General features: G+C 42.9%; 24 protein-coding genes and 1 riboswitch. Of the genes, 17 read left to right on the top strand and 7 right to left on the bottom strand.

All coding sequences use genetic code 11. The features are described from left to right. The 12 genes from FKX85_RS15660 (at position 1) to FKX85_RS15610 (ending at position 13,061) form a co-directional block, all read left to right on the top strand. The gene (locus tag FKX85_RS15660; RefSeq protein ID WP_141615632.1) at positions 1 to 1,218 is read left to right on the top strand and encodes a tetratricopeptide repeat protein; all 1,218 of its coding nucleotides are present in this window, start codon (positions 1 to 3) and stop codon (positions 1,216 to 1,218) included. A gap of 739 nt (positions 1,219 to 1,957) precedes the next feature. After that, positions 1,958 to 3,223, top strand: a complete 1,266-nt coding sequence (locus tag FKX85_RS15655) for an alkaline phosphatase family protein (RefSeq protein ID WP_141615631.1) — start codon at positions 1,958 to 1,960, stop codon at positions 3,221 to 3,223. Positions 3,224 to 3,880: 657 nt separating this feature from the next. Further along, the gene (locus FKX85_RS15650) at positions 3,881 to 4,963 is read left to right on the top strand and encodes a 3-oxoacyl-ACP synthase III family protein (protein ID WP_141615630.1); all 1,083 of its coding nucleotides are present in this window, start codon (positions 3,881 to 3,883) and stop codon (positions 4,961 to 4,963) included. An 856-nt stretch (positions 4,964 to 5,819) separates the two neighbouring features. Continuing rightward, positions 5,820 to 5,919: riboswitch (TPP riboswitch) on the top strand. A 57-nt stretch (positions 5,920 to 5,976) separates the two neighbouring features. Beyond that, positions 5,977 to 6,183 (top strand): sulfur carrier protein ThiS, encoded by a 207-nt coding sequence (thiS, locus tag FKX85_RS15645; RefSeq protein WP_141615629.1) that lies wholly within the window; start codon positions 5,977 to 5,979, stop codon positions 6,181 to 6,183. A gap of 294 nt (positions 6,184 to 6,477) precedes the next feature. After that, a complete protein-coding gene (locus FKX85_RS21480; RefSeq protein ID WP_168196276.1) occupies positions 6,478 to 6,630 on the top strand; it encodes a hypothetical protein in 153 nt (50 codons plus the stop codon). 101 nt (positions 6,631 to 6,731) lie between these two features. After that, on the top strand, positions 6,732 to 8,603 hold the full coding sequence (gene thiC, locus FKX85_RS15640; RefSeq protein ID WP_141615628.1) for a phosphomethylpyrimidine synthase ThiC: 1,872 nt from the start codon (positions 6,732 to 6,734) through the stop codon (positions 8,601 to 8,603). Further along, positions 8,603 to 9,199: a thiamine phosphate synthase gene (locus FKX85_RS15635; RefSeq protein ID WP_141615627.1), complete on the top strand. Its 597-nt coding sequence runs from the start codon at positions 8,603 to 8,605 to the stop codon at positions 9,197 to 9,199. Before thiC ends, FKX85_RS15635 begins: the two co-directional genes overlap by 1 nt. Then, the gene (locus tag FKX85_RS15630; RefSeq protein WP_141615626.1) at positions 9,196 to 9,843 is read left to right on the top strand and encodes a thiamine phosphate synthase; all 648 of its coding nucleotides are present in this window, start codon (positions 9,196 to 9,198) and stop codon (positions 9,841 to 9,843) included. The genes FKX85_RS15635 and FKX85_RS15630 overlap by 4 nt, the downstream gene beginning before the upstream one ends. Then, positions 9,824 to 10,591 carry a thiazole synthase gene (locus tag FKX85_RS15625; RefSeq protein WP_141615625.1) on the top strand — a complete coding sequence of 256 codons (768 nt, stop codon included), beginning with the start codon at positions 9,824 to 9,826 and terminating at the stop codon, positions 10,589 to 10,591. The genes FKX85_RS15630 and FKX85_RS15625 overlap by 20 nt, the downstream gene beginning before the upstream one ends. Further along, entirely contained in the window at positions 10,584 to 11,708 is a 1,125-nt protein-coding gene (thiH, locus tag FKX85_RS15620) for a 2-iminoacetate synthase ThiH (RefSeq protein WP_141615624.1), read from the top strand. The genes FKX85_RS15625 and thiH overlap by 8 nt, the downstream gene beginning before the upstream one ends. A gap of 89 nt (positions 11,709 to 11,797) precedes the next feature. Next, positions 11,798 to 11,998 carry a dodecin family protein gene (locus tag FKX85_RS15615; protein WP_141615623.1) on the top strand — a complete coding sequence of 67 codons (201 nt, stop codon included), beginning with the start codon at positions 11,798 to 11,800 and terminating at the stop codon, positions 11,996 to 11,998. A 103-nt stretch (positions 11,999 to 12,101) separates the two neighbouring features. Continuing rightward, complete coding sequence (locus FKX85_RS15610) at positions 12,102 to 13,061, top strand: aldo/keto reductase (RefSeq protein WP_141615622.1); 960 nt, start codon at positions 12,102 to 12,104, stop codon at positions 13,059 to 13,061. 388 nt (positions 13,062 to 13,449) lie between these two features. Here FKX85_RS15610 and FKX85_RS15605 read toward each other — a convergent pair whose 3' ends face one another. Further along, positions 13,450 to 13,866 carry an OsmC family protein gene (locus FKX85_RS15605; protein ID WP_141615621.1) on the bottom strand — a complete coding sequence of 139 codons (417 nt, stop codon included), beginning with the start codon at positions 13,864 to 13,866 and terminating at the stop codon, positions 13,450 to 13,452. A gap of 167 nt (positions 13,867 to 14,033) precedes the next feature. Between FKX85_RS15605 and FKX85_RS15600 the strand changes: the two genes are divergently transcribed. Continuing rightward, complete coding sequence (locus FKX85_RS15600) at positions 14,034 to 14,429, top strand: group III truncated hemoglobin (protein ID WP_141615620.1); 396 nt, start codon at positions 14,034 to 14,036, stop codon at positions 14,427 to 14,429. A gap of 100 nt (positions 14,430 to 14,529) precedes the next feature. Here the strand turns inward: FKX85_RS15600 and FKX85_RS15595 are convergent, their stop codons facing one another. The 6 genes from FKX85_RS15595 to FKX85_RS15570 all read right to left on the bottom strand — a co-directional run bounded on the left by FKX85_RS15595 (position 14,530) and on the right by FKX85_RS15570 (position 21,060). After that, positions 14,530 to 15,423 carry a metal ABC transporter permease gene (locus FKX85_RS15595; RefSeq protein ID WP_141615619.1) on the bottom strand — a complete coding sequence of 298 codons (894 nt, stop codon included), beginning with the start codon at positions 15,421 to 15,423 and terminating at the stop codon, positions 14,530 to 14,532. Beyond that, positions 15,420 to 16,712, bottom strand: coding sequence for a metal ABC transporter permease (locus FKX85_RS15590; protein WP_141615618.1), 1,293 nt, complete (start codon positions 16,710 to 16,712; stop codon positions 15,420 to 15,422). The genes FKX85_RS15595 and FKX85_RS15590 overlap by 4 nt, the downstream gene beginning before the upstream one ends. Before the next feature lies 1 nt (position 16,713). Continuing rightward, positions 16,714 to 17,502, bottom strand: coding sequence for a metal ABC transporter ATP-binding protein (locus tag FKX85_RS15585; RefSeq protein ID WP_141615617.1), 789 nt, complete (start codon positions 17,500 to 17,502; stop codon positions 16,714 to 16,716). Next, positions 17,471 to 18,415 carry a metal ABC transporter solute-binding protein, Zn/Mn family gene (locus tag FKX85_RS15580; protein ID WP_141615616.1) on the bottom strand — a complete coding sequence of 315 codons (945 nt, stop codon included), beginning with the start codon at positions 18,413 to 18,415 and terminating at the stop codon, positions 17,471 to 17,473. The genes FKX85_RS15585 and FKX85_RS15580 overlap by 32 nt, the downstream gene beginning before the upstream one ends. Continuing rightward, entirely contained in the window at positions 18,412 to 19,080 is a 669-nt protein-coding gene (locus FKX85_RS15575; protein ID WP_141615615.1) for a metal-dependent transcriptional regulator, read from the bottom strand. The genes FKX85_RS15580 and FKX85_RS15575 overlap by 4 nt, the downstream gene beginning before the upstream one ends. An 867-nt stretch (positions 19,081 to 19,947) precedes the next feature. Then, entirely contained in the window at positions 19,948 to 21,060 is a 1,113-nt protein-coding gene (locus tag FKX85_RS15570; protein ID WP_141615614.1) for a glycosyltransferase family 4 protein, read from the bottom strand. Positions 21,061 to 21,104: 44 nt separating this feature from the next. Between FKX85_RS15570 and FKX85_RS15565 the strand changes: the two genes are divergently transcribed. The 4 genes from FKX85_RS15565 to FKX85_RS15550 all read left to right on the top strand — a co-directional run bounded on the left by FKX85_RS15565 (position 21,105) and on the right by FKX85_RS15550 (position 25,282). Further along, positions 21,105 to 21,920, top strand: coding sequence for a 2,3,4,5-tetrahydropyridine-2,6-dicarboxylate N-succinyltransferase (locus FKX85_RS15565; RefSeq protein ID WP_141615613.1), 816 nt, complete (start codon positions 21,105 to 21,107; stop codon positions 21,918 to 21,920). Between the two features lie 91 nt (positions 21,921 to 22,011). After that, positions 22,012 to 22,611 (top strand): tetratricopeptide repeat protein, encoded by a 600-nt coding sequence (locus tag FKX85_RS15560; protein ID WP_141615612.1) that lies wholly within the window; start codon positions 22,012 to 22,014, stop codon positions 22,609 to 22,611. Positions 22,612 to 22,832: 221 nt separating this feature from the next. Next, complete coding sequence (locus FKX85_RS15555) at positions 22,833 to 23,093, top strand: hypothetical protein (protein WP_141615611.1); 261 nt, start codon at positions 22,833 to 22,835, stop codon at positions 23,091 to 23,093. Positions 23,094 to 23,815: 722 nt separating this feature from the next. Next, positions 23,816 to 25,282: an SLC13 family permease gene (locus FKX85_RS15550; protein WP_141615610.1), complete on the top strand. Its 1,467-nt coding sequence runs from the start codon at positions 23,816 to 23,818 to the stop codon at positions 25,280 to 25,282. Positions 25,283 to 25,359 lie beyond the last annotated feature (77 nt).

Here is a 25,359-nt window from a genome sequence, read left to right as displayed (position 1 = left end):
ATGAAGAAATTAATTTTATCATTGGCTTTGGTCGGTGTGGCTTCAACAGTAGCCTTTGGCCAAAAAAAGGTTGTAAAATCAGCTGAAAAAAACCTACGAAAGGGTAATATTTCAGAAGCACTTACGGACATAGAAGCGGCAACACAAGATGCAGAAACTGGAGCTGATCCGGAAACGTTTTTAATCAAAGGTAAAATCCTTACTATTCAATTTGCAGCTGATTCCTCTAATACTGAGACTACAGTGGATAAGGGGAGAAATGCCCTTGATGCCTTCAGAAAATCACTGGACATGGACGGCAATGATTCTACCAGTAAGATTGGTAAAGAAATTTATAAAGAAGTAGTTGCTGGTCTTCCAGAGAATCTACAAGGAGAAGGTATATTCAAACTAAAAACTGCTTCCGTAAATAAAGCGATCAGTAGATATGAGACTGATGATAATGCATTGGCATCCAAGTTCTTTGCTATTGCGGCTGATATTGACCCTAAAGATACTTCTATTGTATTTAATGCTGGATATACTGCAAACATGGCGGAAGATTATGATGCAGCCAAGAAGTATTTGACCATGTTGCTTGATGTACCTGAATACAATAAACTAAACGCATATTACTTCCTTATCCAAATTGCTAACCAGCAAGAGGATGATCAAGAAGAAGCTTACCGTCTAGTAAAACAAGCACGTGAAGAATATCCTAACGATAAAGGGCTATCTGAATTTGAAATCCAGCTTTTGCTCCAGCTTGAGAAAATGGACGAGGCCATGGCTTCTATCAAAGAATCCCTTGACCAAGATCCAAACAATGCGCCTATCCGGTTGAGATACGGTTACCTAAAAGAGCAATCTGGTGATATGGATGGGGCACTGGAAGAATACCTGAAAACGGTGGAAATTGATCCTGACTTCTTCGAAGGTAACTATTATGCAGGAGCGGTTTACATTGATAAAGCAAGGGATATCATCAATGAAGTAAACAACCTTCCTGATGATGAGTGGGAAGCTAAATCTGAAGATATGCTTGCAGAGGCCGATAGCCTTTATGAAAATGCTATCCCTCTGTTTGAGAAAGCTGTAGAGCTCAAGCCTGACAACACTGAAATTTTGAGAATCCTGCATTCTATCCACACGCGTCTTAAAAATGAAGACAAAGCTGCAGAATACGATCAAAAACTGCAAGAACTGATCGGGCCTGATTGGATAGAAGGTGGAAATTAATACAGAAAGTTTCTCTTGAAAGAAAAGGCTGCCAATTTGCATTGACAGCCTTTTTTTTGTTCTATATGATTTCTTTGGGTAAGTTGAGCGGTAGCGGGCAATGGGGATCGAAGAAGCTGGTTGACAGATGGATTTGTCTGGCAAGTTCCTGATGCAGTCGATAATCATACATACTTTTCTTTCCCGTGGTCAGTACCCGCCCAGGGCGAGGCAGGCCTGCGGCACTATTAGGATACTGTATTCACTTTCTGTTACCAAGCTAATGCACCTAGCGGAGCATAACTGCTGACATTTCTGTCGGCTAAAACCGTGAGGCGGGAGTCCTGGCCAATACCGCTGGGCATCTAAGTTTGGTAAGATCAGGATGCCTCCAGGGGGGCGTAGGAACAAAACCATTTCCCTGCTCTTTCCGCACAAGTTGGACAATCCCGTGAATAATTTACCCACAGTATTCCATATAGAGCCATAATTTAACATTGGCGTCCCAGTAAAGATTTTGCTTTCGAAGGAAATTCGTCGAAATCCACCCCTAAATCCCCTAAAGGGGACTTTCTAAAGCTCCCCTTTAGGGGATGGGGGGCATTTTAGGGATTGGAATAAAAAACCTCAAATTTTTATTTAAAGACAGTTTTAGATCATATTTGAAATTTAGTCGGACGACAGTATAATTTAACATGTAATTGATCTAATATCGTGTTGATTGATTTATTTTTGGTGTGTCACTTATAAATTGAGCCAAATGAGATTGCTTTTATTCATCATCTTTTTGATCACAACCATTTTTCAGGGATTTGCCCAGGATCAATATGTAATGCTAATTTCATTGGATGGCTATCGCCACGATTATACCGAGCGTTTTCATCCTCCGCATATCGAAGCATTTATTTCCTCGGGCACTGCAGCGACTTCTATGATTCCTTCATTTCCCTCCAAAACCTTTCCAAACCATTATACTATTGCGACAGGTATGAAACCGGGTAATCATGGATTGGTGGATAATACTTTTTTTAGTTCACAGAAAAGTAAAACGTATCGTATTAGTGACCGTTCTGTGGTACAGGACGGAAGTTGGTATGGAGGAACTCCCATTTGGGTTCAAGCCGAGAAGCATGGAGTGAAATCTGCAAGCTACTTCTTTGTAGGCTCTGAAGCAGCCATTCAGGGAATTCGTCCCAGTTATTATTATGATTATAATGGTACCATACCCAACACTACACGAATTGACCAAGTGCTGGAGTGGCTACGGCTTCCGGATGAAGAGCGGCCCAGGATGATTACTTTATACTTTTCGGACATGGATGATACTGGGCATAAATATGGTCCTAATAATGATCTAAAACTTAAAGAGGCCCTATTCAAGTTAGATGAAGAACTGGGGATATTATTTGATGGAGTAAAAAAGTCAGGTCTTCCTGTTAACATCATTATAGTATCGGATCATGGGATGACCAATATTACACAGGATCGGTTGATAGACCTGGAAAAGCTGCTGGCTCCATTTCCCCTTGATTACTATAATGATGGGGCACTGGCACACCTTCACTTGAAAGATACAAAGGATATGGGGGAAATTAGGAGAGAATTACGAAAATTGGAAGATCATTTTTCGGTGGTCGATCCACTATCCAAAAATTATTACGGCAAGCATATCAATTATTCGGAAAGAGTAGGGGATTTACTGATTATTCCCGACCCAGGGTATTATTTAGTGGCTACTTCAGGATTCATAAAATATCAAAACAGGGCAGCCATGTTTGATACCGATACTTTTGGCGAGCATGGATTCCATCCTTCGCTAAAAGACATGCATGCCATTTTCTACGCCAATGGCCCCCGGGTCAAGTCCGGTCATGAAATAAAAGCTTTTGAAAACATTCATGTTTATCCGCTAATCTGTCGGTTGTTGGGGCTTCCGATTCCCAAAGATATTGATGGGCAGGTGAAAGTTTTAGAGCCTGTTTTATTGGAGGAGAAAATGGCCTCCCACCCGTACGAGCAGAAATAAAAATAATGCCAGGCAATAGAATCTAAATTAGATTCTATATGATTTACTATAGGTAAACGGAGCGCTAGCGGGCTATGGAGATCGAAGCATCGCGTGGACGGATGAATTTGGGTGCCCATGCTCCTGATGCAGTCGATAATGATATATGTTTTCCTTGCCCATGGTCAGTACCTACGGCACTGTTAGGATGCTGTATCCAATTTCTGTTACCAAGCTAATACACCTAACGGAGCATCCCTGCTGACACTTCTGTCGGCTAAAATAGTGAGAAGGGAGTCCTGGCCGATGCCTCTAGGCATTTAAGCCTGGTAAAATCAGGTTGCCTCCAGGGGCTTTGTGCCATAGGAACAAAACTATTCCCCTGATCTATCCGCACAAGTGGGACAGTCCCGTGGATAATTTATCCACAGTATTCCATATAGAACCATTAGATTCCCTATTGATTTCTGCAATTTCAGCTACCTTAATGTGTCCAATAACTTCTAGCTTGGCAGATGGATCTGTTGTACCTATGTCGGTATTTCCGTTATCCTTAATTACGTTTTTTCATTTTGGGCCGAAAATTCTCTTTTTGTATTGTTCCAATTAATGGTTTTAGTAAATTCCCCCTTTATATTAATAGGTTTATCAATCAAAGTCACTTTAAAAAAAAATTATATGCCCGATCCGCATTATTCTGTTATTAAGGGAACTGGCAAGTATGTTCCCTCAAAAGTGATTAAAAATAAGGATTTTCTAAATGCTCAATTTTATAATAAGGATGGTGGAAAGCTCACTAAATCCAATGAGGAGATTGTCAGGAAATTCCAAGAAATAACAGAAATAGCCGAAAGAAGATATATCGAGGATGATTATGTTACTTCTGATATGGCATTCTTTGCCGCAGAAGAAGCATTGAAATCAGCCTTATTGGATAAAGAAACATTGGACTACATCATTGTGGCGCATAATTTTGGTGATGTCCTTAAGGACAACCAAAAATCCGACATGGTTCCCAGTCTGGCTTCCCGAGTAAAATATAAGCTTCAAATCAAAAACCCTGATTGCGTCGCTTATGACCTGCCCTTTGGCTGTCCTGGTTTGGTGCAGGGGCTTATCCAAGGGGATTATTATATCAAATCCGGTGATGCCAAAAACATCCTAGTGATCGGTGCGGAAACGCTTAGCAGGATTTCTGATCCACATGATATAGATAGCATGATCTATTCCGATGGGGCAGGAGCCATTATCTTGCAGTCCCAGGAAAGTAACACCCCTGTCGGGATACTGACCCATAAAACCCGGACAGACACCCTGAATGAAGCCATGCTGTTACGAATGGACCTGTCTTATAATACAGATTACAAAGATGATACCTTGTTCATGAAAATGAATGGGCGTAAACTTTACGAATATGCCTTGAATACAGTTCCAGGTTTGGTCAAGGCCACCATTGATAAGGCAGGTTTGGACATTAGGGATATAAAAAAAGTCCTTATTCATCAGGCAAATGCCAAAATGGATGATGCCATTATCCACCGGGTCTTCAAACTTTATGACATGCAAGAAGACCCGAGAAAGATCATGCCGATTACCATCAGTAAACTGGGCAACAATTCTGTGGCAACAATACCGATTTTATTGGATATGCTGCTCCGTGGAGAGATAGAAAGACACAATATCAATTCGGGTGACCATGTGATCTTCGCTTCCGTTGGGGCCGGCATGAATGTCAATGCGATCTTATATCGGTTTCCTTGATCTGCCATTTATACCATACTGGATGCGATTTTGACACATTCGATATCGGAAAATTAATTACTGGCGTCCTGGAAAACGATCGTTAAATGGAAAAAAAGCAACTGTTTTCACCCCTAAATCCCCTTTAGGGGATGGGGCAAGGCGAACGCATTTTAAAAAAATCATTCCCTTTGGGGTTGCTAAATCTAGCCGTGTTTTCCTCGTCCAAGGATCGATCCTTGGACGAGGAATGGTTAAATACCATCTAATCCCTTGTTAATGAGTCCTATTATCAGAAAATCGCTTGTAGCCATTAAGGCTGAAAGCCCAGCTCAGTTCTTCCATCAAGTCAAACAATATGCACGGGAAGATTTTTAGCTGGCCTTACAGGCCGCAGGTAGTCCCATCATCACCTATTGGCCCAATGCGTTTCATTGGGCTGGATTAAACACCCCTTTCAGGGGAGTGATCCAAAAACAATTTGCCTGATCCTTTTCAGTAAGTTGATATATTCCTATAACCGCAGCAAGGGCTAATATGCACAACCAATGTTCAGCTGTCCAACCCTTGAGGATCGGCAATTAGGCCTATTATTCATAAATCCATTAATTTTGCTCATGCTTGGTAAATGCGTTTGCCCTGTGTTGAAGGTCATTTTAGGGATTGGAATAAAAATCCTCAAATTTCTATTTAAAGACAGTTTTTGATCATATTTGAAATTTGGTCGAACGCCAGTAAAAATTAATAAGGAAAATAGTGCCGCTATCCTCTATTTCCTGCCTCCAGGTAGATTATAAGTTGGAATGACTGTTCAATCCAAATAAAATTCACCAATAGCTTTTAAAATTCCGCTATCATTCTACCTTTGCAAGTACGTACAAGACTTTAGGGGTGTTCCGATGATCCATCGGGACTGAGACATACCCTCTGAACCTGATCCCGGTAATGCGGGCGAAGGGAAAAGTGAAGCGTCCTTCCGAGCGATTATCTTCATTCCTGAAGTTTTTTTATTTATTCACAAAAATTAAGTTCTTATGAATTTTCTCCTTAACGATGAGCCCTTTGAGCTTACAGACGGGGATTTGTCATTGTCAGGAATGCTCCATAAAAAGGAAATCCACCCGACTCGTGGCATGGCCTTGGCCGTCAATGATCAGGTAATCCCCAAATCTGAATGGGATCATTACAAACTCTCCGAAAACGATCAAATCCTCATCATAAAAGCTACACAAGGCGGGTGAGGGGAAATACGAAGATAGACGTTATCAGCTGTCAGTCCCTATAAACCTCAGTTCAATTTAAAAATCATCACTACGAGCCTGTCTACAGCCAGAGGCAGGCCTGTCTACAGCCAAAGGCAGGCCTGTCTGGAGCCAAAGGCAGGCCTGTCTGCGCCAGGCAGGCTTGCAATGACGGTTTAATACTGCTTTCATAGTCGAACTAAGGTCTATAGTTATTGAGCTGTTTCGGATTTGCAATCCAGAACTTGTGATAAGGTGGATTGTAAATTCACGTTGTTTCGGTGACGCCAAATTTTGACCATCCTACGCTATTTGCTCGCTGGTCGAGATCGTAATCCCCCAAGTCCGCTTGATGTGGATATCAGTGTCCAGGACAGCCCGACTTCGGGAATTGGGCTGATGGTCACTGGTAGGGTAGCGAATGAAGTCGAAAGTACCGGCACCTAAGCACAGTTGAAGGGAAATCTTTCCACGTTATAATTTTCAAATCTTCCAATCCTCATCTAACCTTCCAACATTTAAACTTTACACAACCTCAAAACAGCAAGATGAAAACACTCAGTCAAGAAAACATTAAGTCTTACATTACCACGGATCCTTTTCCCAATTCCAAAAAAGTTTACGTGAAAGGCAAACTACACCCCATCAAGGTAGCCATGCGGGAAATAGCGCTGCACGATACCGTTTCACACCTTGACCGTCATGAGACGGTAGAGAAAAATCCACCAGTGACCGTTTACGATACCAGTGGTCCCTATACTGACCCTTCATTGGAAATAGATGTTAAAAAAGGACTTCCCCGACTTCGGGAAGAGTGGATCACCAATACCGGAGATGTGGAGTTACTTGATCAGCTCACTTCGGCATATGGTCAGCGCAGGTTGGCCAATCCGGCATTGGATAAGTTACGTTTTGACTTGGTGAAGATGCCTTACCGTGCCAAATCTGAAAAGAATGTCAGCCAAATGCACTATGCCAAAATGGGTATCATCACTCCAGAAATGGAATACATTGCTATCCGGGAAAACCAGCGTATAGATGAGCTTCAAGAGCTGCCCAAGCAGCATCCGGGCCAAAACTATGGTGCCAATACACCAAAAGGCATGATCACACCGGAGTTTGTCCGTGATGAAGTGGCCCAGGGCAGGGCAGTAATCCCTGCCAATATCAACCACCCCGAAGCAGAGCCCATGATCATTGGCCGTAACTTTTTGGTCAAGATCAATGCCAATATTGGGAATTCGGCCATTGGCTCCAGTATAGAGGAGGAGGTAGAAAAAGCGGTGTGGGCATGTCGTTGGGGAGCGGATACGATCATGGACCTTTCCACAGGCAAAAACATCCATGAAACCCGGGAATGGATCCTGCGTAACAGCCCTGTTCCGATAGGGACGGTGCCTATTTACCAGGCCTTGGAAAAAGTAAACGGCAAGGCAGAAGACCTTACCTGGGAATTGTTCAGGGACACCTTGATCGAGCAGGCAGAGCAAGGAGTGGATTATTTCACTATTCACGCGGGCGTATTGCTCCGGTACGTTCCCATGACTGCCAAGAGGGTAACGGGCATCGTTTCCAGGGGTGGTTCTATTATGGCCAAATGGTGTCTTGCCCATCATAAGGAGAATTTTCTGTATACCCATTTCGAGGAAATCTGCGAGATCATGAAAGCTTATAATGTGACCTTTTCATTGGGAGATGGCCTCCGTCCCGGATCCATCGCCGATGCCAATGATGCGGCCCAGTTTGCGGAGCTGGAAACCTTGGGTGAGCTTACCCAGATCGCATGGAAGCATAATGTGCAGACCATTATCGAAGGTCCAGGCCATATTCCGATGCACATGATCAAGGAAAACATGGACAAGCAATTGGTAGAATGTGGAGAAGCACCTTTTTATACATTGGGGCCATTGACTACTGATATAGCTCCAGGCTACGATCATATTACCTCTGGAATAGGAGCTGCTATGATCGGCTGGTACGGCTGTGCGATGCTTTGTTATGTGACACCAAAAGAGCATTTAGGTTTACCGGAGAAAAAGGACGTTAAAGATGGTGTCATCACCTATAAGATCGCTGCGCATGCAGCAGACTTGGCCAAAGGCCATCCCGGTGCCCAATATCGAGACGATGCACTTAGCAAGGCCCGCTTCGAATTCCGCTGGGAAGACCAGTTTAACCTTTCCTTGGATCCAGACACCGCCAGGTCTTTCCATGATGAAACACTTCCTGCGGATGGCGCCAAAATAGCCCACTTCTGCAGCATGTGCGGTCCTAACTTCTGTAGCATGAAAATCACACAGGATGTGCGGGACTATGCCGACAAAAATGGCCTAAATGACCAAGAAGCCATCGAAGCAGGTATGCAGAAAAAGGCGGAGGAGTTTTCCGAAAATGGTGGTGAAATCTACCTTAACCAATAATGAAGCTGATTTTAATCAGTTCTCCCAATAAAGAAAAAGAGGAAATCCAAACCATGGTCCGGCTCTTGGACCATGGCCTTTATCGCCTGCACATCCGAAAGCCAAGTTGGTCAAAAGCCCAAATGGAAGAATTAATCGAACAAGTGCCTACTGTCTATTATTCTAAAATTTCATTTCATGAGCACCATGAGTTGGTTCATCAATATGGGGTGGGAGGAACGCATTTTAAAAGTGACCAGCTCATTTGTCCAGGGTCGGTCGTGACCAGTAAGTCCTTTCACAAACTGGAAGATTTGCAAGAATCCCCAAATGCAGCACTGGATTATTCATTTATAAGCCCGGTTTTTGATAGCATCTCAAAACCCGGTTACCGACAAGCCTTTACTACCCATAAACTCAGCGAATGGACTGCAGCTTATAAAGGAGATTTACCTTTCCAATTATTTGCCCTCGGCGGGATTACTCCTGAACATTTACCTTATCTAGACTCGATTGGATTTGACGGGGCAGCTATAATGGGAGGTATTTGGAACGGGGAAAATACTGAAATACGACTAAAGCGGTTCTTGAACTATAAAAATACAGCCCTAAAATGAGCACGATCAGTTTTTTACATTATATCACACCCAATCTAGACCATCCAAAAGACTATCTGGACACCATACAGACGTATGGTGAGGCGGGTGGAAAATGGGTTCAGCTGAGAATGAAAGCATTTCCAAAATCGGTTATCCTAAGAACAGCATATAGGGCCAAAGAAATTTGCGATGTATTTGGGTGTTCTTTGATCATCAATGATCATCCTGAGATCGCCCATAAGTCAGGTGCTTATGGCGTACATGTGGGCAAAAATGATAAATCAGTTGAGGATATCAGGGAGCGATATGGTAACCGAATGGTCATTGGCGCGACTGCCAATACGCTGGAAGACATCCTGGCCGCTGCCAATACTGCTGACTATATCGGTCTGGGACCATTTCGTTTTACCAGTACCAAAAAAGATTTAAGTAAAATACTTGGAATAACTGGTTATCAAGTTATTATGGATAAAGTGAAGACGATGTTTCCTGATCTCCCCATCATTGCCATAGGAGGAATAATCAGTGAAGACCTCGCTTCTCTAAAAGCGATCGGTTTGGATGGAGTGGCCGTCAGCGGTTTGCTTCACCAAAGCGAGACGCCACAAGAATTAATCAAAGAAATTAAAAATACATTCGACTATGTTGACCATTGCCAATAAAACATTTACATCCAGGCTCTTTACAGGAACTGGAAAATTCCCTACTTACCAATCCATGCAGGATTCGCTCGAGGCTTCGGGATCCGAACTAGTGACAGTGGCACTGAGAAGAGTAAATGTCAAGGACAAAGATGATGATATGTTGGCTCACTTATCCCATCCCAGAATTAACTTGCTTCCGAATACTTCGGGTGTACGAACAGCTAAAGAAGCCGTTTTTGCGGCTCAACTGGCCAGAGAGGCATTGGAAACCCAATGGGTGAAGCTGGAAATACATCCGGATCCCAAATATTTATTGCCCGACCCTATAGAGACACTAAAAGCTACGGAAGAATTGGTGAAGGAAGGCTTTGTGGTATTGCCCTATGTCCATGCAGACCCGGTGCTATGTAAAAGGCTTGAGGAAGCAGGGGCAGCTGCAGTGATGCCGCTAGGTTCTCCCATTGGCAGCAATAATGGCCTCAAAACCCTTGATTTCCTCAAAATAATTATTGAACAAAGTAACGTTCCGGTGGTCATAGATGCGGGGCTGGGCGTTCCATCCCATGCTGCCCAAGCCATGGAAATAGGGGCTGACGCGGTTTTGGTCAATACGGCCATTGCCGTAGCCCAAAATCCCGTAGAAATGGCAAAAGCTTTTAAGATGGCTGTTGAAGCAGGTAGAATGGCCTATGCGTGTGGTAAAGGAGCTATCAGTACCCAAGCAAATCCAAGTAGTCCATTAACAGAATTCTTATCCTATGAGTGAATTTAAAGACCTTCTATCTCAATATCCACCAGAAAAAGTACATCAAGCTTTAACCAATGTTACTGCTACAAGAGTAGAGCAAACCTTGGCCAAAAAAGAAAGGGACCTGGAAGACTTCTTGGTCATGATTTCTCCAGCAGCAGCTCCCTATCTAGAGGTGATGGCGCAAAAGAGCCGTCAATTGACACTGCAACGGTTTGGTAACAATATGCAACTTTTTGCCCCACTGTACCTTTCCAATGAATGCCAAAATATCTGCACCTATTGCGGGTTCAGTCTGGACAATAAAATCCCACGTAAAACCCTTTCTGACAAAGAAATCATGAAGGAAGTGGAAGTGCTTAAGGGAATGGGTTTTGAACATATTCTCCTAGTAACCGGTGAGGCAAACAGAACGGTGGGGGTGGACTATCTAGCGCATGCCATTCAGCTCATCAAGCCTCATTTTGCCAATGTCAGTATGGAAGTACAGCCGCTTGACCAGGATGAATACGAGCGGCTGATCAGCAGTGGCCTTCACAGTGTATTGGTTTACCAGGAGACCTATTACCGCGAAACCTACAAAATCCACCATCCAAAAGGCAAAAAGTCTAACTTTGACTATCGGCTCGAAACGCCCGACCGACTAGGAAGAGCGGGTATACACAAGATTGGCATTGGTTCGCTGATCGGTCTGGAAGACTGGCGGGTAGACAGTTTTTACACCGCCATGCACTTGCGCTATTTAGAGAAGAAATATTGGCAGACAAAATATGCCATCTCTTTTCCCCGACTGAGGCCATTTTCGGGCGGTCAAGAACCCAAGGTAGCCATGAGTGACAGGGAATTGGTACAGCTTATCTGCGCATATCGCCTTATGGATCCTGATGTAGAGTTGTCATTATCCACGCGTGAAACAGAGCACTTCAGAAACCATGTGATCAAGCTGGGCATTACGTCCATGAGCGCGGGCTCCAAAACCAATCCAGGAGGATATGCCGCAGGCAAGGAGTCCTTGGAGCAATTCGAGATTTCAGACGAACGGAGTCCCAGGAAAGTAGCGGATTTATTGGAAAGGAATGGTTATCAACCGGTTTGGAAGGACTGGGATCCTATTTTACAAGGTACTTTTGGGTAAATAAACGCTATCTTGGCAGATGTTTTGCATCTATTTGGACATCGGTCAAAATGACCAACATTCATTTGTTAACCCAAAATTCTAATGTTATGTCTATAGTGAAGATTATTGAAGTTATTGCCAGTTCTGAAAAAAGCTTTGATGATGCCGTCAAAAATGCCGTCACTGAAGCTTCCAAAACGGTAAAAAACATTAAGTCCGTTTATGTAGAAAACATGAAAGCCAATGTGGAAAACAACCAAATCGTTTCTTATGGGATAAATGCAAAGGTCTCCTTTGAAGTGAATTGATCTTCGGAACTTTTGTTTTCCAATTACCCTTTGAAAAGGTATATTTATGGTACCTTTTCAAAGGGGTTACTTTCATCAATAATTTTCAAAATCAAGCAAACGTATGAAATCACTAACTTTTAGTAATGGGGATAAAATGCCCATTTTAGGTCTGGGCACTTGGCAATCAAAGCCAGGAGAGGTTTATGAAGCAGTTTTAAAAGCCATCGAAGTGGGCTACCGTCACTTTGATTGTGCATATATCTATAAAAACGAAAAAGAAATAGGGGATGCATTTGCTAAGGCATTTGCAGATAAAACTATCAAAAGAAGTGATATTTGGGTTACGTCTAAGCTTTGGAATGACAGTCATAAACCCGAACACGTCCTTCCTGCTTTAGAAAACACGCTAAAGGACCTTCAGCTCGACTATCTGGATCTCTATTTGGTACATTGGCCATTGGCCCTGAAGTATGGGGTGGACTTCCCTGAATCCAATGCGGATTTTGAATCCTTGGAGAGCATTCCGTTATCCACCACCTGGACGGCCATGGAAGGACTTTTGGAAACTGGAAAAGTAAAACATATCGGTGTTTCCAATTTTAAAATCAATAAGCTTAAGGAAGTTCTCTCCAAAGCAAAGGTAAAGCCTGAAGTCAACCAAGTCGAAATGCATCCATTTTTACCCCAGCAGGGATTGGTAGATTTCTGCAAAAATGAGGACATACATCTTACTGCTTATGCGCCACTTGGTGCTGCATATAGAACTCAGGGGCAAGGTGGGGTAGACCTTCCCATCCTTTTAGAAAACGAACATGTAAAAGATATAGCCAATAAGCTAAATGCCAGTACCGCTCAAGTAGTGCTGGCCTGGAATCTTCAACGGGATATAGCTGTGATTCCCAAGTCAGTAACCCCTTCTAGGATTGAGGAAAACTTTAAGTCAAATCTATTAACCTTGAGTCAAGAGGAAATGGATCAACTCAACCAACTTGAAGGCCCTTACCGCTTTACCGACGGTAAATTATGGACAGCGCATAACAGTCCTTACGAATTTTCTGATTTCTGGGAAGAATATTCCTAATCAAAAAAGGGGAAATCGTTTTTAGCATAACTGTTGTAAATCACCATTTCTAGCTAACAGTCACCGTGCTCCACCAAGGCGGACAAGCGAAAGAGGAGTCGCTTTCCAAACTAGCATGATGTAAGCGATTCCTTCCCGATGTATCGGGATCGGAATAGCCTGCCCCGGTGGATATCGGGGACAAATCGTCCTGAAAAAGATTTCTTTATCTTAACGAACAGAACATCTTAAACAATTCCCTAATCTTCCCTCAGGAATATTACTTGATCTAACAAAAGCGGATTAAACGAGAGTTTCTCACGGTAATCACAAAATGACACTTTTCAAATTAGTGTACATTGGTGAAATTCCGTGAGAAACTTCTTAGTGCTTGACTAGATGGAATATTTTACCCTAATTTGGCATCCATGGTTATCTCCGTGCTGAAGAGGGCGGAAACAGGACAGTTTTCTTTAGCGTCTTTAGCAGCTTTTTGGAAATCGTCGTCACTGATATCTGGAACTTTGGCGCTAAGATCCAAATGCACATTGGTGATCTTGCCATCCTGCATGGTTACTTTTGCGGTAGTATCGATGTTATCAGCAGTAAAGCCCATTTCATTGAGCACAAAACTCAGCTTCATCGAGAAACACCCTGCATGGGCAGCACCCAGCAGTTCTTCAGGATTGGTACCTTTTCCCTCTTCAAAACGTGATTTGAAAGAATATGGCGTATTATCCAAAACCGTGGTTTCGGTGCTGACAGTGCCTTTGCCTTCTTTTCCACTGCCTTTCCAGTTAGCTGATCCTTTTCTTGAAAATTTCATATTATTAGTGATTTTATGGTTAAAAACTATACTTATTATCGAAGCAATCTTCTTACCAAGATACTTAAATCTAAGCATGAATAATTACCCTTGCCCAAATTAAATCCAAGTAATCAAATTATGGCCTGGTATTTTTAACCTTTCCTGCTATACCGTAACTTTGTAGTATGACGAAGCAGGATATCAGTAATAGGGAAGATGTGGAAAAACTGGTGCATACATTTTATGGACAAGTACGCCAACACCCGGATTTAGGGCCAATTTTTAATGGAATAGTGACCAATTGGCCGGAACACCTGGAAAGATTATCGGATTTTTGGGAAATGATCCTGCTGCAATCAGGGCCTGGTAAGAATAAATTCAATCCACTGAAAGCACACAAAGAGGTAGATCAGAAAACAGGACAGGGACTCAGCCAAGTACACTTTGGAAACTGGCTGGAGTTGTGGTTTACCACTTTGGACATGTTGTTTGAAGGAAGAGTAGCCGACCATGCCAAAGAACACGCCCGAAATATGGCCAGTATTTTGTTTTTGAGGATTTACGAGGCAAGGGATCGTTAGCTAAAATATGAGTTGACCACAGATGAAGAGGATAAACACAGGTATCTTGGTCTATTCTGCATATATCCGTCTTCATTAGTATTGTAATTTAAATGCGGGTTTAATCATTTAATTTCATGGTGGATAGCTTCTTTTTGATGCGGGGGATTTGTTTTCGCTGTAATACGACGGTGGTAAAGAAAAATACACCTGCCACTGAAGCCATGGCTCCGGCGATTGAACTGTTAAGGAAATAGGCTAAGTAATACCCCAAAAACGAGATAATAATGCCCAGTAATACGGTCAATCGGATCAGTTTATAAAGATTCTTTGTCCAGAGATAAGCAGTGGCGGGAGGCACTACCATCAGCGCTACCACTAGAATAGCTCCCACTGCTTCAAAGGAACTCACTGTGGTATAGGACACCATGCCCATCAAGCCATAATTTACCAAAACAGTATTTAAGCCAATGGTGGCGGCAAATTCTTTATCAAAAGTGCTTATCTTTAACTCCTTGAAAAACAGGGTGATAAACCCAATTACCAGAGCCATGTTTATTAGGGAAAGATAGGTTACCCTGGGCCCCATAATCTTACCGGCACCCGTGATCCACAAGTCAATGGGCACATATGCAATTTCACCGTACAGCACACAGTCCTGGTCAAGGTCAATTTCGTTTGCCAAAAAAGTAATCATGATGATTCCGATCGCAAAAAGTGAAGTGAACGTAATGCCAATGGAAGCATCGGATTGTAGTTTTACTTTATTGCTCAGGTATTCAATAAATACGGTGGCAAGGATTCCCACTAACCCAGCACCGATGACCATGGTCAATCCATGGCGGCTTCCGGATACCAGAAAGGCGATGACAATTCCCGGTAGTACCGCATGAGAAATGGCGTCTCCTGTCATGGCCATTTTGCGGAGCATAAGAAAAACCCCCAATAGTCCGCATGAAATGGCGATCATTGATCCAGTGGTGATGATCAGAAATGCATTAGGGTCAAAATTCATGATTTATCTTTATCTCGTGGTATAATGGACTGATGGGGATCTTCTTGTGGAAAATTCAGGTTTTTGTCCAACTGTCTTTCCAGTTCAGGGGTAATAATATGTTCCAGCTTTTCGGCACTGTCGTGCACATGGTCCGGTGCTATGTTCATGTATTCAGTCATGTATAATTCCCACAGCCTGTGGAGCCTTACGATCCTCCCAGCCTCTTTAATTCCTTTTTTGGTCAACGATATAACTAGCTGTTTTTCATAAATATAACCTTCTTTTCCTAACTTGTTTATGGCATATTGTGTCCGAAAGCTTTTACCGGGAAAATTCGCATAGACCTCACTAGATGAAAGTCCTTCATGGCCTTGTTCATTTGCGGAAAATAATGCTTTCAGAATATGGTCCCGATGAATTTTTCGCTGATAGTTTCTTTTGGAGATCCATTTGGTGAGGATTCCTTTTTTCGTAGAAAAGAAAAAAGATAGAAAGGCAATTAGCGACAACACAATCACTACCCATGGTCCCGTAGGCATATGAGGCAGTACAAATGAAATATAGGCACCTACAATTCCAGAGACCACCGAAAAGATGACCGCGATCAGCAGCATTAGGCTTAGGCGGTTGGTCCAGAATTTAGCGGCCGCTGCAGGTGTGATCAACAACGCAGCCATTAGCACCACACCAATGGCCTGAATGCCTGTTACCACTGCCAGGACCATTAATGAATTAAACAAGAATTCAAGTCGTTTGACTGGAAGTCCAACACTTTCTGCAAAAGAGCGGTTGAAAACCATGAGTTGGAATTCCTTGTAGAAAACCAAGATCACTATGATAATGGCCAAGGCCAAAAAGCCATAGACCCAAAGGTCCTGGCCTACAATGGAAATGGCATTACCAAAAATAAAATGGTCCAATCCTGAAAGGGAGGCATTACCGGTTTGTTGCAGCTGGGTCATCATCACGATCCCTACACCAAAGAAAATTGACAAAACCGAAGCGATGACAGTGTCTTCTTTCAGTTTGGTGTAATTAGCTACCCAAGTGATGGTATAAGTGGACAAAGCGCCCGTAACAAACGCTCCTGATACGATCCAATAGGGATTCTTGTTGCCAGAAATCATAAAGGCCAAACAGACCCCGGGTAGTACCGCATGGGAAATGGCATCGCCAACCAATGCCTTTTTGTCCAGAAATGTAAATGTTCCCACCATGGCAGCACTAATGGACAGCAAAACAATGCCTGTGACGACCATTAAGACGTTAGGGTCCTGAAAGGAAAAGAAGTAAATAAATTCTTCCATATCAGCTCTTTAATGGGTTAAAATCACTTTTCTTGATCACTTCGCCAATATCTGTCAGTGTGGATAACTTACCGCCGTAGGTTTTGGTCAATAGTTCTTCGGTCAGTACTTCCTTGGTCGGACCAGAAGCCACCAAGTGCATATTGAGCATGATCAACCAGTCGAAATAGCTTCCAGCTGAATAAATATCATGGTGGACCACAATCACCGTTTTTCCACTGGCGGTCATTTCTCTGAACAGCTCCACCAAGGCTTTTTCGGTGCTCATGTCCACACCGGCAAAGGGCTCGTCCATAAAATAGATGTCTGCCTGCTGGGCCAAGGCTCGGGCGATAAACACCCGTTGCTGTTGGCCACCGGAAAGCTCACTGATCTGTCTTTTGGCAAAGGCTTTCATGTTTACTTTTTCCAGGCACTCCATAGCCAATTCCTTTTCCTTTTTGCCAGGCCTTTTGAACAGCCCCAAATGATGATAGGTGCCCATCATGACGATGTCCAGTGCAGATGCAGGAAAGTCCCAGTCCACAGACTCACGCTGAGGAACATAGCTTACCCTATTTCTGACTTGGTTTAACTCCTGGTCAAACAGTCTGGAATAGCCGCTATTCGCCTCTACCAAGCCCATAATGGCCTTAATGAGGGTGGATTTCCCTGCACCATTTGGTCCTAAAATACCAATTAATGATCCCGATGGCAGGGTAAGGTCTATATTCCAAAGCACCGGATTTTGTCCATAGCTGACCATTAGGTCATGGACCTCAACTACCGGGTTCTCTATTTGTTGTATCATGCTGTTTCAGGTTACTTACAATCTCATCCACGTTGGTTTTTACCATGCCCACATAAGTCCCTGCGGAGCCTTTGGGGTCTCCCAAGCTATCAGTGTATAGTGGGCCTGCAAGTGTTACTTGATGCCCTCTTCGCCTACACCCTTCGATTACCGCTTTAATGGCTCGTGGTGAAATGGATTGTTCTATAAATATGGCTTTAATGTCTTTTTCTATAATAAAGCTGACCAAACTGGATACGTCATTCAGTCCTGGTTCACTAAGCGTAGACAGTCCTTGGAGTCCTTTTACCTCTATCTGGTAGGCTTTGCCAAAGTAAGAAAAGGCGTCATGGGCAGTGATTAGTACTTGTCCTTGGTTGGTGATTGATTTGACCTTTTGGGCGGTATACTGGTCAAGCTCATTGAGTTGCGCATTAAGCTTTTCCCAGTTGGCATTGACATAAGGTTCCCATTCAGGCTTCCTTTCGATGATTTCATCTTTGAGATTGCGCATGGCGATGCTCCAAAGATGCACATCAAACCAAATGTGAGGATCTACCGTATTGGCATAATCCGGACTTGCGATCAATAGAGTAGGGGGGAGTGTAGCTCCCACATCTACCACTGGATGAGTGCGTGAAAATTTATGGAGGACTTGTACCATTTTGCCCTCTAAGTGCAAGCCATGGTAAACGACCAAGTCTGCTTCGAAGAGTAAGTCCAAGTCACGTTGGGAAGCCTTGTAAAGGTGAGGATCCACGCCTACGGCCATGATCGGGGTCACCACAGCACTGTCACCTACCAATGCCCTGACACCATCGGCCATGATATTGGTGGTGGCGGTAATGTGAAACTTATTCTTGTCCTCGTCATTTTCAAATTTACAGGCAGTCAGAAATGCGAGGCCTACTAAAAGCCAAATCCGCGTCTTCATGAAGTATGAATGATTAAGATGTTTGCAGCTACGTCTTTTGACATAAACAATGTCTTTTTATTGTCGACTAATATTTCCAATGAACCGTCAAATTCCACTTTATCGAGGATCTTTATCCGGGCACCGATGTAAGCTCCCACTTTATCCAAATACCGAAGAAAGGCAGCACTGCTATCCTTTACTGCTACGATCTGTCCTCCATCATTAATATTGAGTTCATTCAGTGGTATTCTCGGGCGGGCTTTTACATCACCGTATTCGTCAGGAATAGGATCACCATGAGGATCATATTTGGGATTGCCCAAGAAATCATCCAAGCGTTGGATAAGCAAGTTGGATTTTATGTGCTCTAATTCCTCGGCTACCTCGTGTACTTCATCCCAACTGAACATCAGTTTTTCCACTAGAAAAACCTCCCAAAGACGGTGCTTCCGTATGATCTGTAGGGCTGATTTTTTACCCTCTTCAGTGATGGTCACACCATAATATTTCCGGTAGTTGATCACTGCTTTTTCGGACAACCTCCTAAGCATGTCACTCACCGAGGCCGGCTTCGTTTTCATCTCCTTAGAGAGGTCATTGGTGGATACATTATGCTGGCCACCATCCGATAGGTGGTAGATAGCCTTAAGGTAATTCTCTTCTGCGTAGGTCAATGATGGCATTTCTTTTCTCTAATGTTATTGACACAAATATACAAACTTTAGGTAATACTAAAAAAATATTTCAATATAAACTAAAACAGCTGTGGATAACTGATCTTGATATGTGATTACGGTTTTAGTGTAGACTAAAAATAAGTTACGTTTATATCTTAAAATTACTATATATCACTGTTATATAAGCATTTGTATAGTTATCCACACGGTTGAAAAATTCTTGTTAGGGCAGTTGGTCAGCGTTTCCAAAACCAGTCCTTCAGTTTACACATTCCAAAAATGTGGATAACTACTGTCCATAAAATTGATATGGATAGGGTGGCTGTTATGTTATAATATGGCTTTGGTGTTTGTCGGAATGGACCGGTTCGGCAGGAATCTCTGCTAACGTTGAGTGGTTTTATGCTATGCATGCTGCAATTGTCATTCATCTCCATCAAGACAGACAGGCGAAGTCGTGATCTCTAAAACCTGCGTAATGGTAAGAAAGATTGCTTCCGATGTATCCGGACAGGCTGTTCCTCGGAATGACAGGCGTCCTGTTATGCTGATGCAATGAAGGGCCTTTACCTGATGCGTTATCGGAAAGATATTCCTCGTGACCTCGGAATAGCCTGCCCCGATGGATATCGGGGACAAATCGTTTTAAAAAAAAGGCTTTATCTAAACGAACTGAGCATCTAAAAACGATTTCTCTGCACACTATCGAAGGAGTGGTTTAATTCGATCTACTCTTAATTTAAACCTGCCAGGTATGGGCAATAGAAAAATGGCCAAAATAGGGGTGTCTGTATTAAAACGTGAAATTCAGCCAATCAATTCCAGGAAGAAATTTCTTTTCAAGGCTGCTTGGGGCTATTTGTACTGAGTTGATTATGGTTTTATCAAGTTTTCCACAAGCTGAAGGAGCTTAGGTTTTTCACTTTCCCATGTGACTTCTTCATCAACAGGCTGTGTAAATTGCTGTTGGGCGATCATGGATCGGAGCCGATTGAGGTTTGGGTGTGAATAGTCCAATGCAGTGCCCGCAGGATGTGATGATATCAATGCCGTCCACAACGGATTTTCGGGAATGATCATGGGGATTTTTATGGCCAGGGCTTCATAGATTTTGGTAGGAATCTTGGACCAAATACTGGGGATGGAGTGATAAGGTAGGAGCAGAACATCGGCTTTGTCCATTGCTGAAAAAATGGCTTGTTGGCGGAGAGGGCGATCACTGACCTGGAGGTAGATATCAGGTGAACTGGCGGATAACTCCCTGATCCTTGACCTGAAGTCAGCCATCGGGGCATAACCCACGATGTGCAGTTGTGCATGGGGGAAATAGGGTTTTATACTCTTGAACCATTGGATGCCTTCTTCGATGCCATAGACTTTTGTGAGGGTTCCTGTCAGGATAAATTTAATAGCTGTTGTTGGAAGATAAAAAGCTGGTTTGTTATTCACATTTCCATGATGCTTATTTTCCAAAACCGTATAATTTTTGATACTGGGAAATTCCTGCTGAAAACATTTCTCAGCCATGAAATAATGGTTGACGAAGGACTTGCCGATTTTTTCCACAATCTGTACATAAGCCGCCGCTGGGTACTTGAGCCATTTGTTTAATGTCCGGTTAAAGAGAATGTTTTTTACATAATTTTCCTGCAGATCATAGACTAGTTTATATCCTATAAAGGGTTTTAGGATCAGTGCAGGTAAAAGGAGTTCATAGGTGGTAATGATAACTAACTCTGGTCGAATGTGGAGTAGCTGGGAAAGAAATCGAAAAGGCACTAAAAGTCGTTTAGGATGCAACCTGTCCCTTCCGAAGATTGACATAAATTCAATATTTTCCAGTTTTGGCGGATTTTTTTCTAAAAATCCTATGATGTTAATGTGGTATTTATTTGTTTCACGCAGTGAAATTGCCAGCTTGTAAAAAGCCCTGCTATCGGTAAGTGGCTTTAATACTGAAGCAATGACAATTTTGGTTTTTTTCATGTAAAACTTGGTGTGCTTAACTAGAGCGAATCTAATATAAATTTATGGAATTAAAGACTATCATCGAAAACGCCTGGGAAAACCGGGAATTGTTAAAGGAAAAGGATGTTGAAATCGCCATCAAGACGGTCATTGAAGACTTGGACAAAGGTAAAATCCGAGTTGCAGAGCCATTGGAAAACGGCGAATGGCAGGTAAATGACTGGGTAAAGAAGGCTGTAATCCTTTATTTCCCGATCCAAAAAATGCGTACCATAGAAGTGGGACCATTTGAATTTCATGACAAAATGGCCCTTAAATCCGATTATGCTAAGCAAGGCGTACGGGTAGTTCCTCATGCGGTGGCCCGTTATGGCGCGTTTCTTGCAAAAGGTGTGGTGATGATGCCTTCTTATGTGAACATCGGCGCTTATGTCGACGGTGGCACGATGGTAGATACATGGGCAACAGTCGGCTCTTGTGCCCAGATTGGCAAAGATGTACACCTCAGTGGTGGTGTGGGAATTGGAGGTGTATTAGAGCCTATCCAAGCAGCACCTGTGATCATTGAGGATGGCGCCTTCGTTGGATCCAGAGCCATTATCGTGGAAGGTGTCCGTGTAGGCAAAGAAGCCGTTATCGGTGCCGGGGTGACGTTGACAGCCAGCTCCAAGATCATCGATGTGACGGGTGACGAACCGAAAGAATACAGAGGTTTTGTACCTCCAAGATCCGTAGTGATACCAGGGTCTATCACCAAGCAATTTGCTGCTGGGGAATATCAAGTACCATGTGCCTTGATCATTGGCCAGCGCAAGGAGTCGACAGACCGCAAAACCTCACTAAATGAGGCACTGCGTGAAAACAATGTAGCTGTCTAGCTTGCCAGGATCCACTTGAGTAAGGTAGGTATCATCAGAAAGGCCCACGACCAAACATAGTGGATAAAGAGGAAAATACAAACAAAGAAATATGTTTAAGAAATCAATTTTGGGGCTGTGCATTTGTACAGCCCTTTTTTCGGGATGCAGTAATAAGGGGGATTCCAAAGGTGACACTTTATTCAAGCAAGGCAACTATAAAGAGGCCATTGCAGTGTATTCAGATAAGCTGGCAACCAAGCCCAAAGATGTGGAAGCACTGTACAGTAGGGGGCGGGCTTATGAAGAGTTAGGAGACTTGGAAAGTGCCAAAAAGGACTTTGAAGCTGGCTATAAACAGGATGAAAAAAATGTGAAGCTTTTGCTTGCCCTGTCAAACGTGTATCAGAAACAAGGCAATTTTGACCGCTCTCTGCTCTATGCGGAGTATGCTACATCAGTGGCAGGGGCACCGGCCATGGCGTATTTTCTTAAAGCCAGAGCGCTACAGCAGATCGGCAATACGGAAGAAGCCATGAAGGAATATACGGCAGCGATCGAAATAGATGATCAGTTTGGCCAGGCTTATTATTACCGCGGTGTGCTAAAATATGCCACCAAAAAGCAGCGTGGAGCCTGCGACGATTTCAAAAAAGCATCAGGATTGGGCTATAAAGCAGCTGATACTGCTCTAGAAAAGTATTGTGAATGATATGGGCAGGAAAGGCTTGTGAAGAGCGGAAGACAGGAGGAGGAAAGTACGCTCTTCCGCCTGTTTAAGGACTATATAAGGCTGGATGTCAGGTATCCTGCTTTTCAATTTTTCCAAGACTCTTTTTGCCAGATGATTTCTGCTTTTCGAATTTATTGCCTTTGCCTTTTCTTGTTACTTAACTAATTTTCCAGGAAAATTAAAAACCCTCTCACACAGCTATGTTTGATAGTTCAGATTACCCTAAACCCCTTGATGAAGCACTTTTTGAAACCTGGTTTGAAGAAGGTCGGGATAAAAAGATCGCTTACAATTACCTCTTGATTATCTGGAATGTGTTGGATGAAGTCTACCGCCCGACATATGTGGAAAACCGCGAAGAATTAAAGAGTTTTGAGACATATCCCCATAACACTGGACAAGAGGGATTAGTGGCCATTTTTGATTTGTATTCTGAGTCCAGGGTGATTTTGGAGAATTAAATACAGATAGACGATCATTGTCCAGAGCTGGGATAATTTACGTAGACACTCTTTGGGTAAACCTGCCGGATTGGATTTTTATAAAACTAGACGGAACACTTTTAAGGGAAAATCCAAGATTAAAGCAATAATAAATGAGAAGCTTTTAATGCCTGTGTTCATGAAAAAACAAACTTACCAAAATAGTCCTGTAGGACTAATTGTTTCTTGAATCCGTCATACCAACTGATTACAGATGATTTGCTCTGTTTAAAGCTATAAGTAGGTTGTTTGATCTAGAATATAGGTTAAATTCCTTTCGGAAAACCTGAACGCTGCCGTGGGAATAAAATATGATCCAGGGGATGATATTCTCACCAAAGTCTATGGGACAAAAAGTGATGGTTAATAATAGTAACATGATTCATTGTTATATAATTTACATTATGTTAAATAAAGAAATGTCAATTGTCATAAACTTCATTCATTACGGTTTTATATCTTCCCCTATCTTCCTGCTTTTGCAGATGAAATGGCCAACAGAAAAATCAAAATAATGTTAAGCTCAGCTTAGATCTGAGTAAGCTAAAAGGAATACTTGGCATTATAAATCCGCTATATCTTACAATTTTTTCCAATCCGCGTAAAAGCTCCTTAAGATTTGTTATTATTGGATAAATGTATCCAATGCCGAGGCACTGTGTTTTTTGGTGACTTGGCAAGAAACTATCCTTGCTGACTTTATGGACCATTTGTTATGGAAGCGTTCTGGCTTAGTGCTGGGGCCATTGGCTTTTATATTTATTATACTGTTTTTACGTCCTGAGGGATTGTCTCACGAAGCTTTGGCCGTAATGGCTTTGGCTATATGGATGTCGATTTGGTGGATTCTGGAGGTGATTCCCATTGCTGCCACGGCGCTATTGCCTTTGTTGGTTTTGCCATTGACAGGTGCACTGCCAATGGACGATACCGCGGCGGCTTATGCTGACCCTATGGTGTTACTTTACATGGGCGGTTTTATGATCGCAGTGACCATCGAAAAATGGAACCTTCACAAACGTATTGCCCTCTCTATCATCAGTTTGATCGGTACGGACATGCGTTTTATCGTTCTGGGATTTATGCTGGCCACTGCCCTGCTGTCCATGTGGATTTCCAATACGGCCACTAGTTTAATGATGCTGCCCATTGCCGTAGCCGTGGTCAATCAACTCTCTTCGGGTATTGCCAATAATGAAGTTACTGATACAATGATCGGTCAAGCATTGATGCTTGGAATTGCTTACAGTGCTTCTATTGGCGGCTTGGCGACAATCATTGGAACGCCTACCAATATCGTCTTGGTGGGTATCGTAAAAGAACTTTATGGCATTGAGATTGGTTTTGCAGAATGGATGTTGGTGGGATTGCCTATTTCCTTGTGTTTATTGGGAATTTGTTGGTGGTATTTGGTGCGCATAGCTTATCCTTTTCCTAAAAATATGGCCTTGGCTGGTGGAAAAGCAGAAATTCAACGTCAATTAAAGGCTTTGGGAACGATAAGTAAGCCTGAAGTACGCGTATTGATCGTCTTTTTATTGGTCAGTTTTTGTTGGATCAGCCGGGTGTTTTTATTAGAGGACCTCCTCCCCTTTTTGAATGATACCATTATTGCCCTTGCAGGTGTTATTGCCTTGTTTATGATCCCTGCTGCGCGAGAACAAAAGCAATTGCTGGACTGGAAAACGGCTGAACGTATCCCATGGGGCATACTGCTGCTCTTTGGAGGAGGACTGTCACTGGCAGCAGGCTTTAAGGATACAGGCTTAGCCGCTTGGCTTGGGAGCCATTTTGAAGCACTGCAAGGTATCCATTTCCTGTTCTTTGTCCTGATCATCGTAGCTTCCGTCAATTTCCTCACCGAAATCACCTCCAACGTAGCCACTGCCTCCATGCTGTTGCCCATTTTGGGAGCTGTTGCCTTGGCATTGGGCGTGCATCCTTACGGACTGATGGTAGCAGCCACGATGGCAGCAAGCTGTGCCTTTATGCTCCCCGTGGCCACTCCTCCCAATGCAGTGGTATTTGGCTCCGGCTACCTGACCATTCCCGCCATGGCCAAAGCTGGGCTATGGATGAATATCCTTTCCATTTTCTTTATTACGTTATTTGTTTACTACATCATGCCACTTCTGTGGGGGATTGACCTGAAAGTGTATCCTTTTTAGGCTTAAACAAAATGATTCAGTTAAGTTTTGTAAATACTTGTTATTCAGTTATATATGTATATATAGTAAATCTAGTT

Source organism: Echinicola soli (assembly GCF_006575665.1).
GTDB lineage: Bacteria > Bacteroidota > Bacteroidia > Cytophagales > Cyclobacteriaceae > Echinicola > Echinicola soli.
The sequence above is the reverse complement of the archived record's forward strand: the minus strand, read 5'-3'. Positions and strand labels throughout refer to the sequence as shown.

What these genes read in the sequence shown, in the direction of transcription:
- FKX85_RS15660 (WP_141615632.1), top strand. Translation starts at nt 1, where the DNA reads ATGAAGAAATTAATTTTATCATTGGCTTTGGTCGGTGTGGCTTCAACA.
- FKX85_RS15655 (WP_141615631.1), top strand. Translation starts at nt 1,958, where the DNA reads ATGAGATTGCTTTTATTCATCATCTTTTTGATCACAACCATTTTTCAG.
- FKX85_RS15650 (WP_141615630.1), top strand. Translation starts at nt 3,881, where the DNA reads ATGCCCGATCCGCATTATTCTGTTATTAAGGGAACTGGCAAGTATGTT.
- thiS (WP_141615629.1), top strand. Translation starts at nt 5,977, where the DNA reads ATGAATTTTCTCCTTAACGATGAGCCCTTTGAGCTTACAGACGGGGAT.
- thiC (WP_141615628.1), top strand. Translation starts at nt 6,732, where the DNA reads ATGAAAACACTCAGTCAAGAAAACATTAAGTCTTACATTACCACGGAT.
- FKX85_RS15635 (WP_141615627.1), top strand. Translation starts at nt 8,603, where the DNA reads ATGAAGCTGATTTTAATCAGTTCTCCCAATAAAGAAAAAGAGGAAATC.
- FKX85_RS15630 (WP_141615626.1), top strand. Translation starts at nt 9,196, where the DNA reads ATGAGCACGATCAGTTTTTTACATTATATCACACCCAATCTAGACCAT.
- FKX85_RS15625 (WP_141615625.1), top strand. Translation starts at nt 9,824, where the DNA reads ATGTTGACCATTGCCAATAAAACATTTACATCCAGGCTCTTTACAGGA.
- thiH (WP_141615624.1), top strand. Translation starts at nt 10,584, where the DNA reads ATGAGTGAATTTAAAGACCTTCTATCTCAATATCCACCAGAAAAAGTA.
- FKX85_RS15615 (WP_141615623.1), top strand. Translation starts at nt 11,798, where the DNA reads ATGTCTATAGTGAAGATTATTGAAGTTATTGCCAGTTCTGAAAAAAGC.
- FKX85_RS15610 (WP_141615622.1), top strand. Translation starts at nt 12,102, where the DNA reads ATGAAATCACTAACTTTTAGTAATGGGGATAAAATGCCCATTTTAGGT.
- FKX85_RS15605 (WP_141615621.1), bottom strand. Translation starts at nt 13,866, where the DNA reads ATGAAATTTTCAAGAAAAGGATCAGCTAACTGGAAAGGCAGTGGAAAA.
- FKX85_RS15600 (WP_141615620.1), top strand. Translation starts at nt 14,034, where the DNA reads ATGACGAAGCAGGATATCAGTAATAGGGAAGATGTGGAAAAACTGGTG.
- FKX85_RS15595 (WP_141615619.1), bottom strand. Translation starts at nt 15,423, where the DNA reads ATGAATTTTGACCCTAATGCATTTCTGATCATCACCACTGGATCAATG.
- FKX85_RS15590 (WP_141615618.1), bottom strand. Translation starts at nt 16,712, where the DNA reads ATGGAAGAATTTATTTACTTCTTTTCCTTTCAGGACCCTAACGTCTTA.
- FKX85_RS15585 (WP_141615617.1), bottom strand. Translation starts at nt 17,502, where the DNA reads ATGATACAACAAATAGAGAACCCGGTAGTTGAGGTCCATGACCTAATG.
- FKX85_RS15580 (WP_141615616.1), bottom strand. Translation starts at nt 18,415, where the DNA reads ATGAAGACGCGGATTTGGCTTTTAGTAGGCCTCGCATTTCTGACTGCC.
- FKX85_RS15575 (WP_141615615.1), bottom strand. Translation starts at nt 19,080, where the DNA reads ATGCCATCATTGACCTACGCAGAAGAGAATTACCTTAAGGCTATCTAC.
- FKX85_RS15570 (WP_141615614.1), bottom strand. Translation starts at nt 21,060, where the DNA reads ATGAAAAAAACCAAAATTGTCATTGCTTCAGTATTAAAGCCACTTACC.
- FKX85_RS15565 (WP_141615613.1), top strand. Translation starts at nt 21,105, where the DNA reads ATGGAATTAAAGACTATCATCGAAAACGCCTGGGAAAACCGGGAATTG.
- FKX85_RS15560 (WP_141615612.1), top strand. Translation starts at nt 22,012, where the DNA reads ATGTTTAAGAAATCAATTTTGGGGCTGTGCATTTGTACAGCCCTTTTT.
- FKX85_RS15555 (WP_141615611.1), top strand. Translation starts at nt 22,833, where the DNA reads ATGTTTGATAGTTCAGATTACCCTAAACCCCTTGATGAAGCACTTTTT.
- FKX85_RS15550 (WP_141615610.1), top strand. Translation starts at nt 23,816, where the DNA reads ATGGACCATTTGTTATGGAAGCGTTCTGGCTTAGTGCTGGGGCCATTG.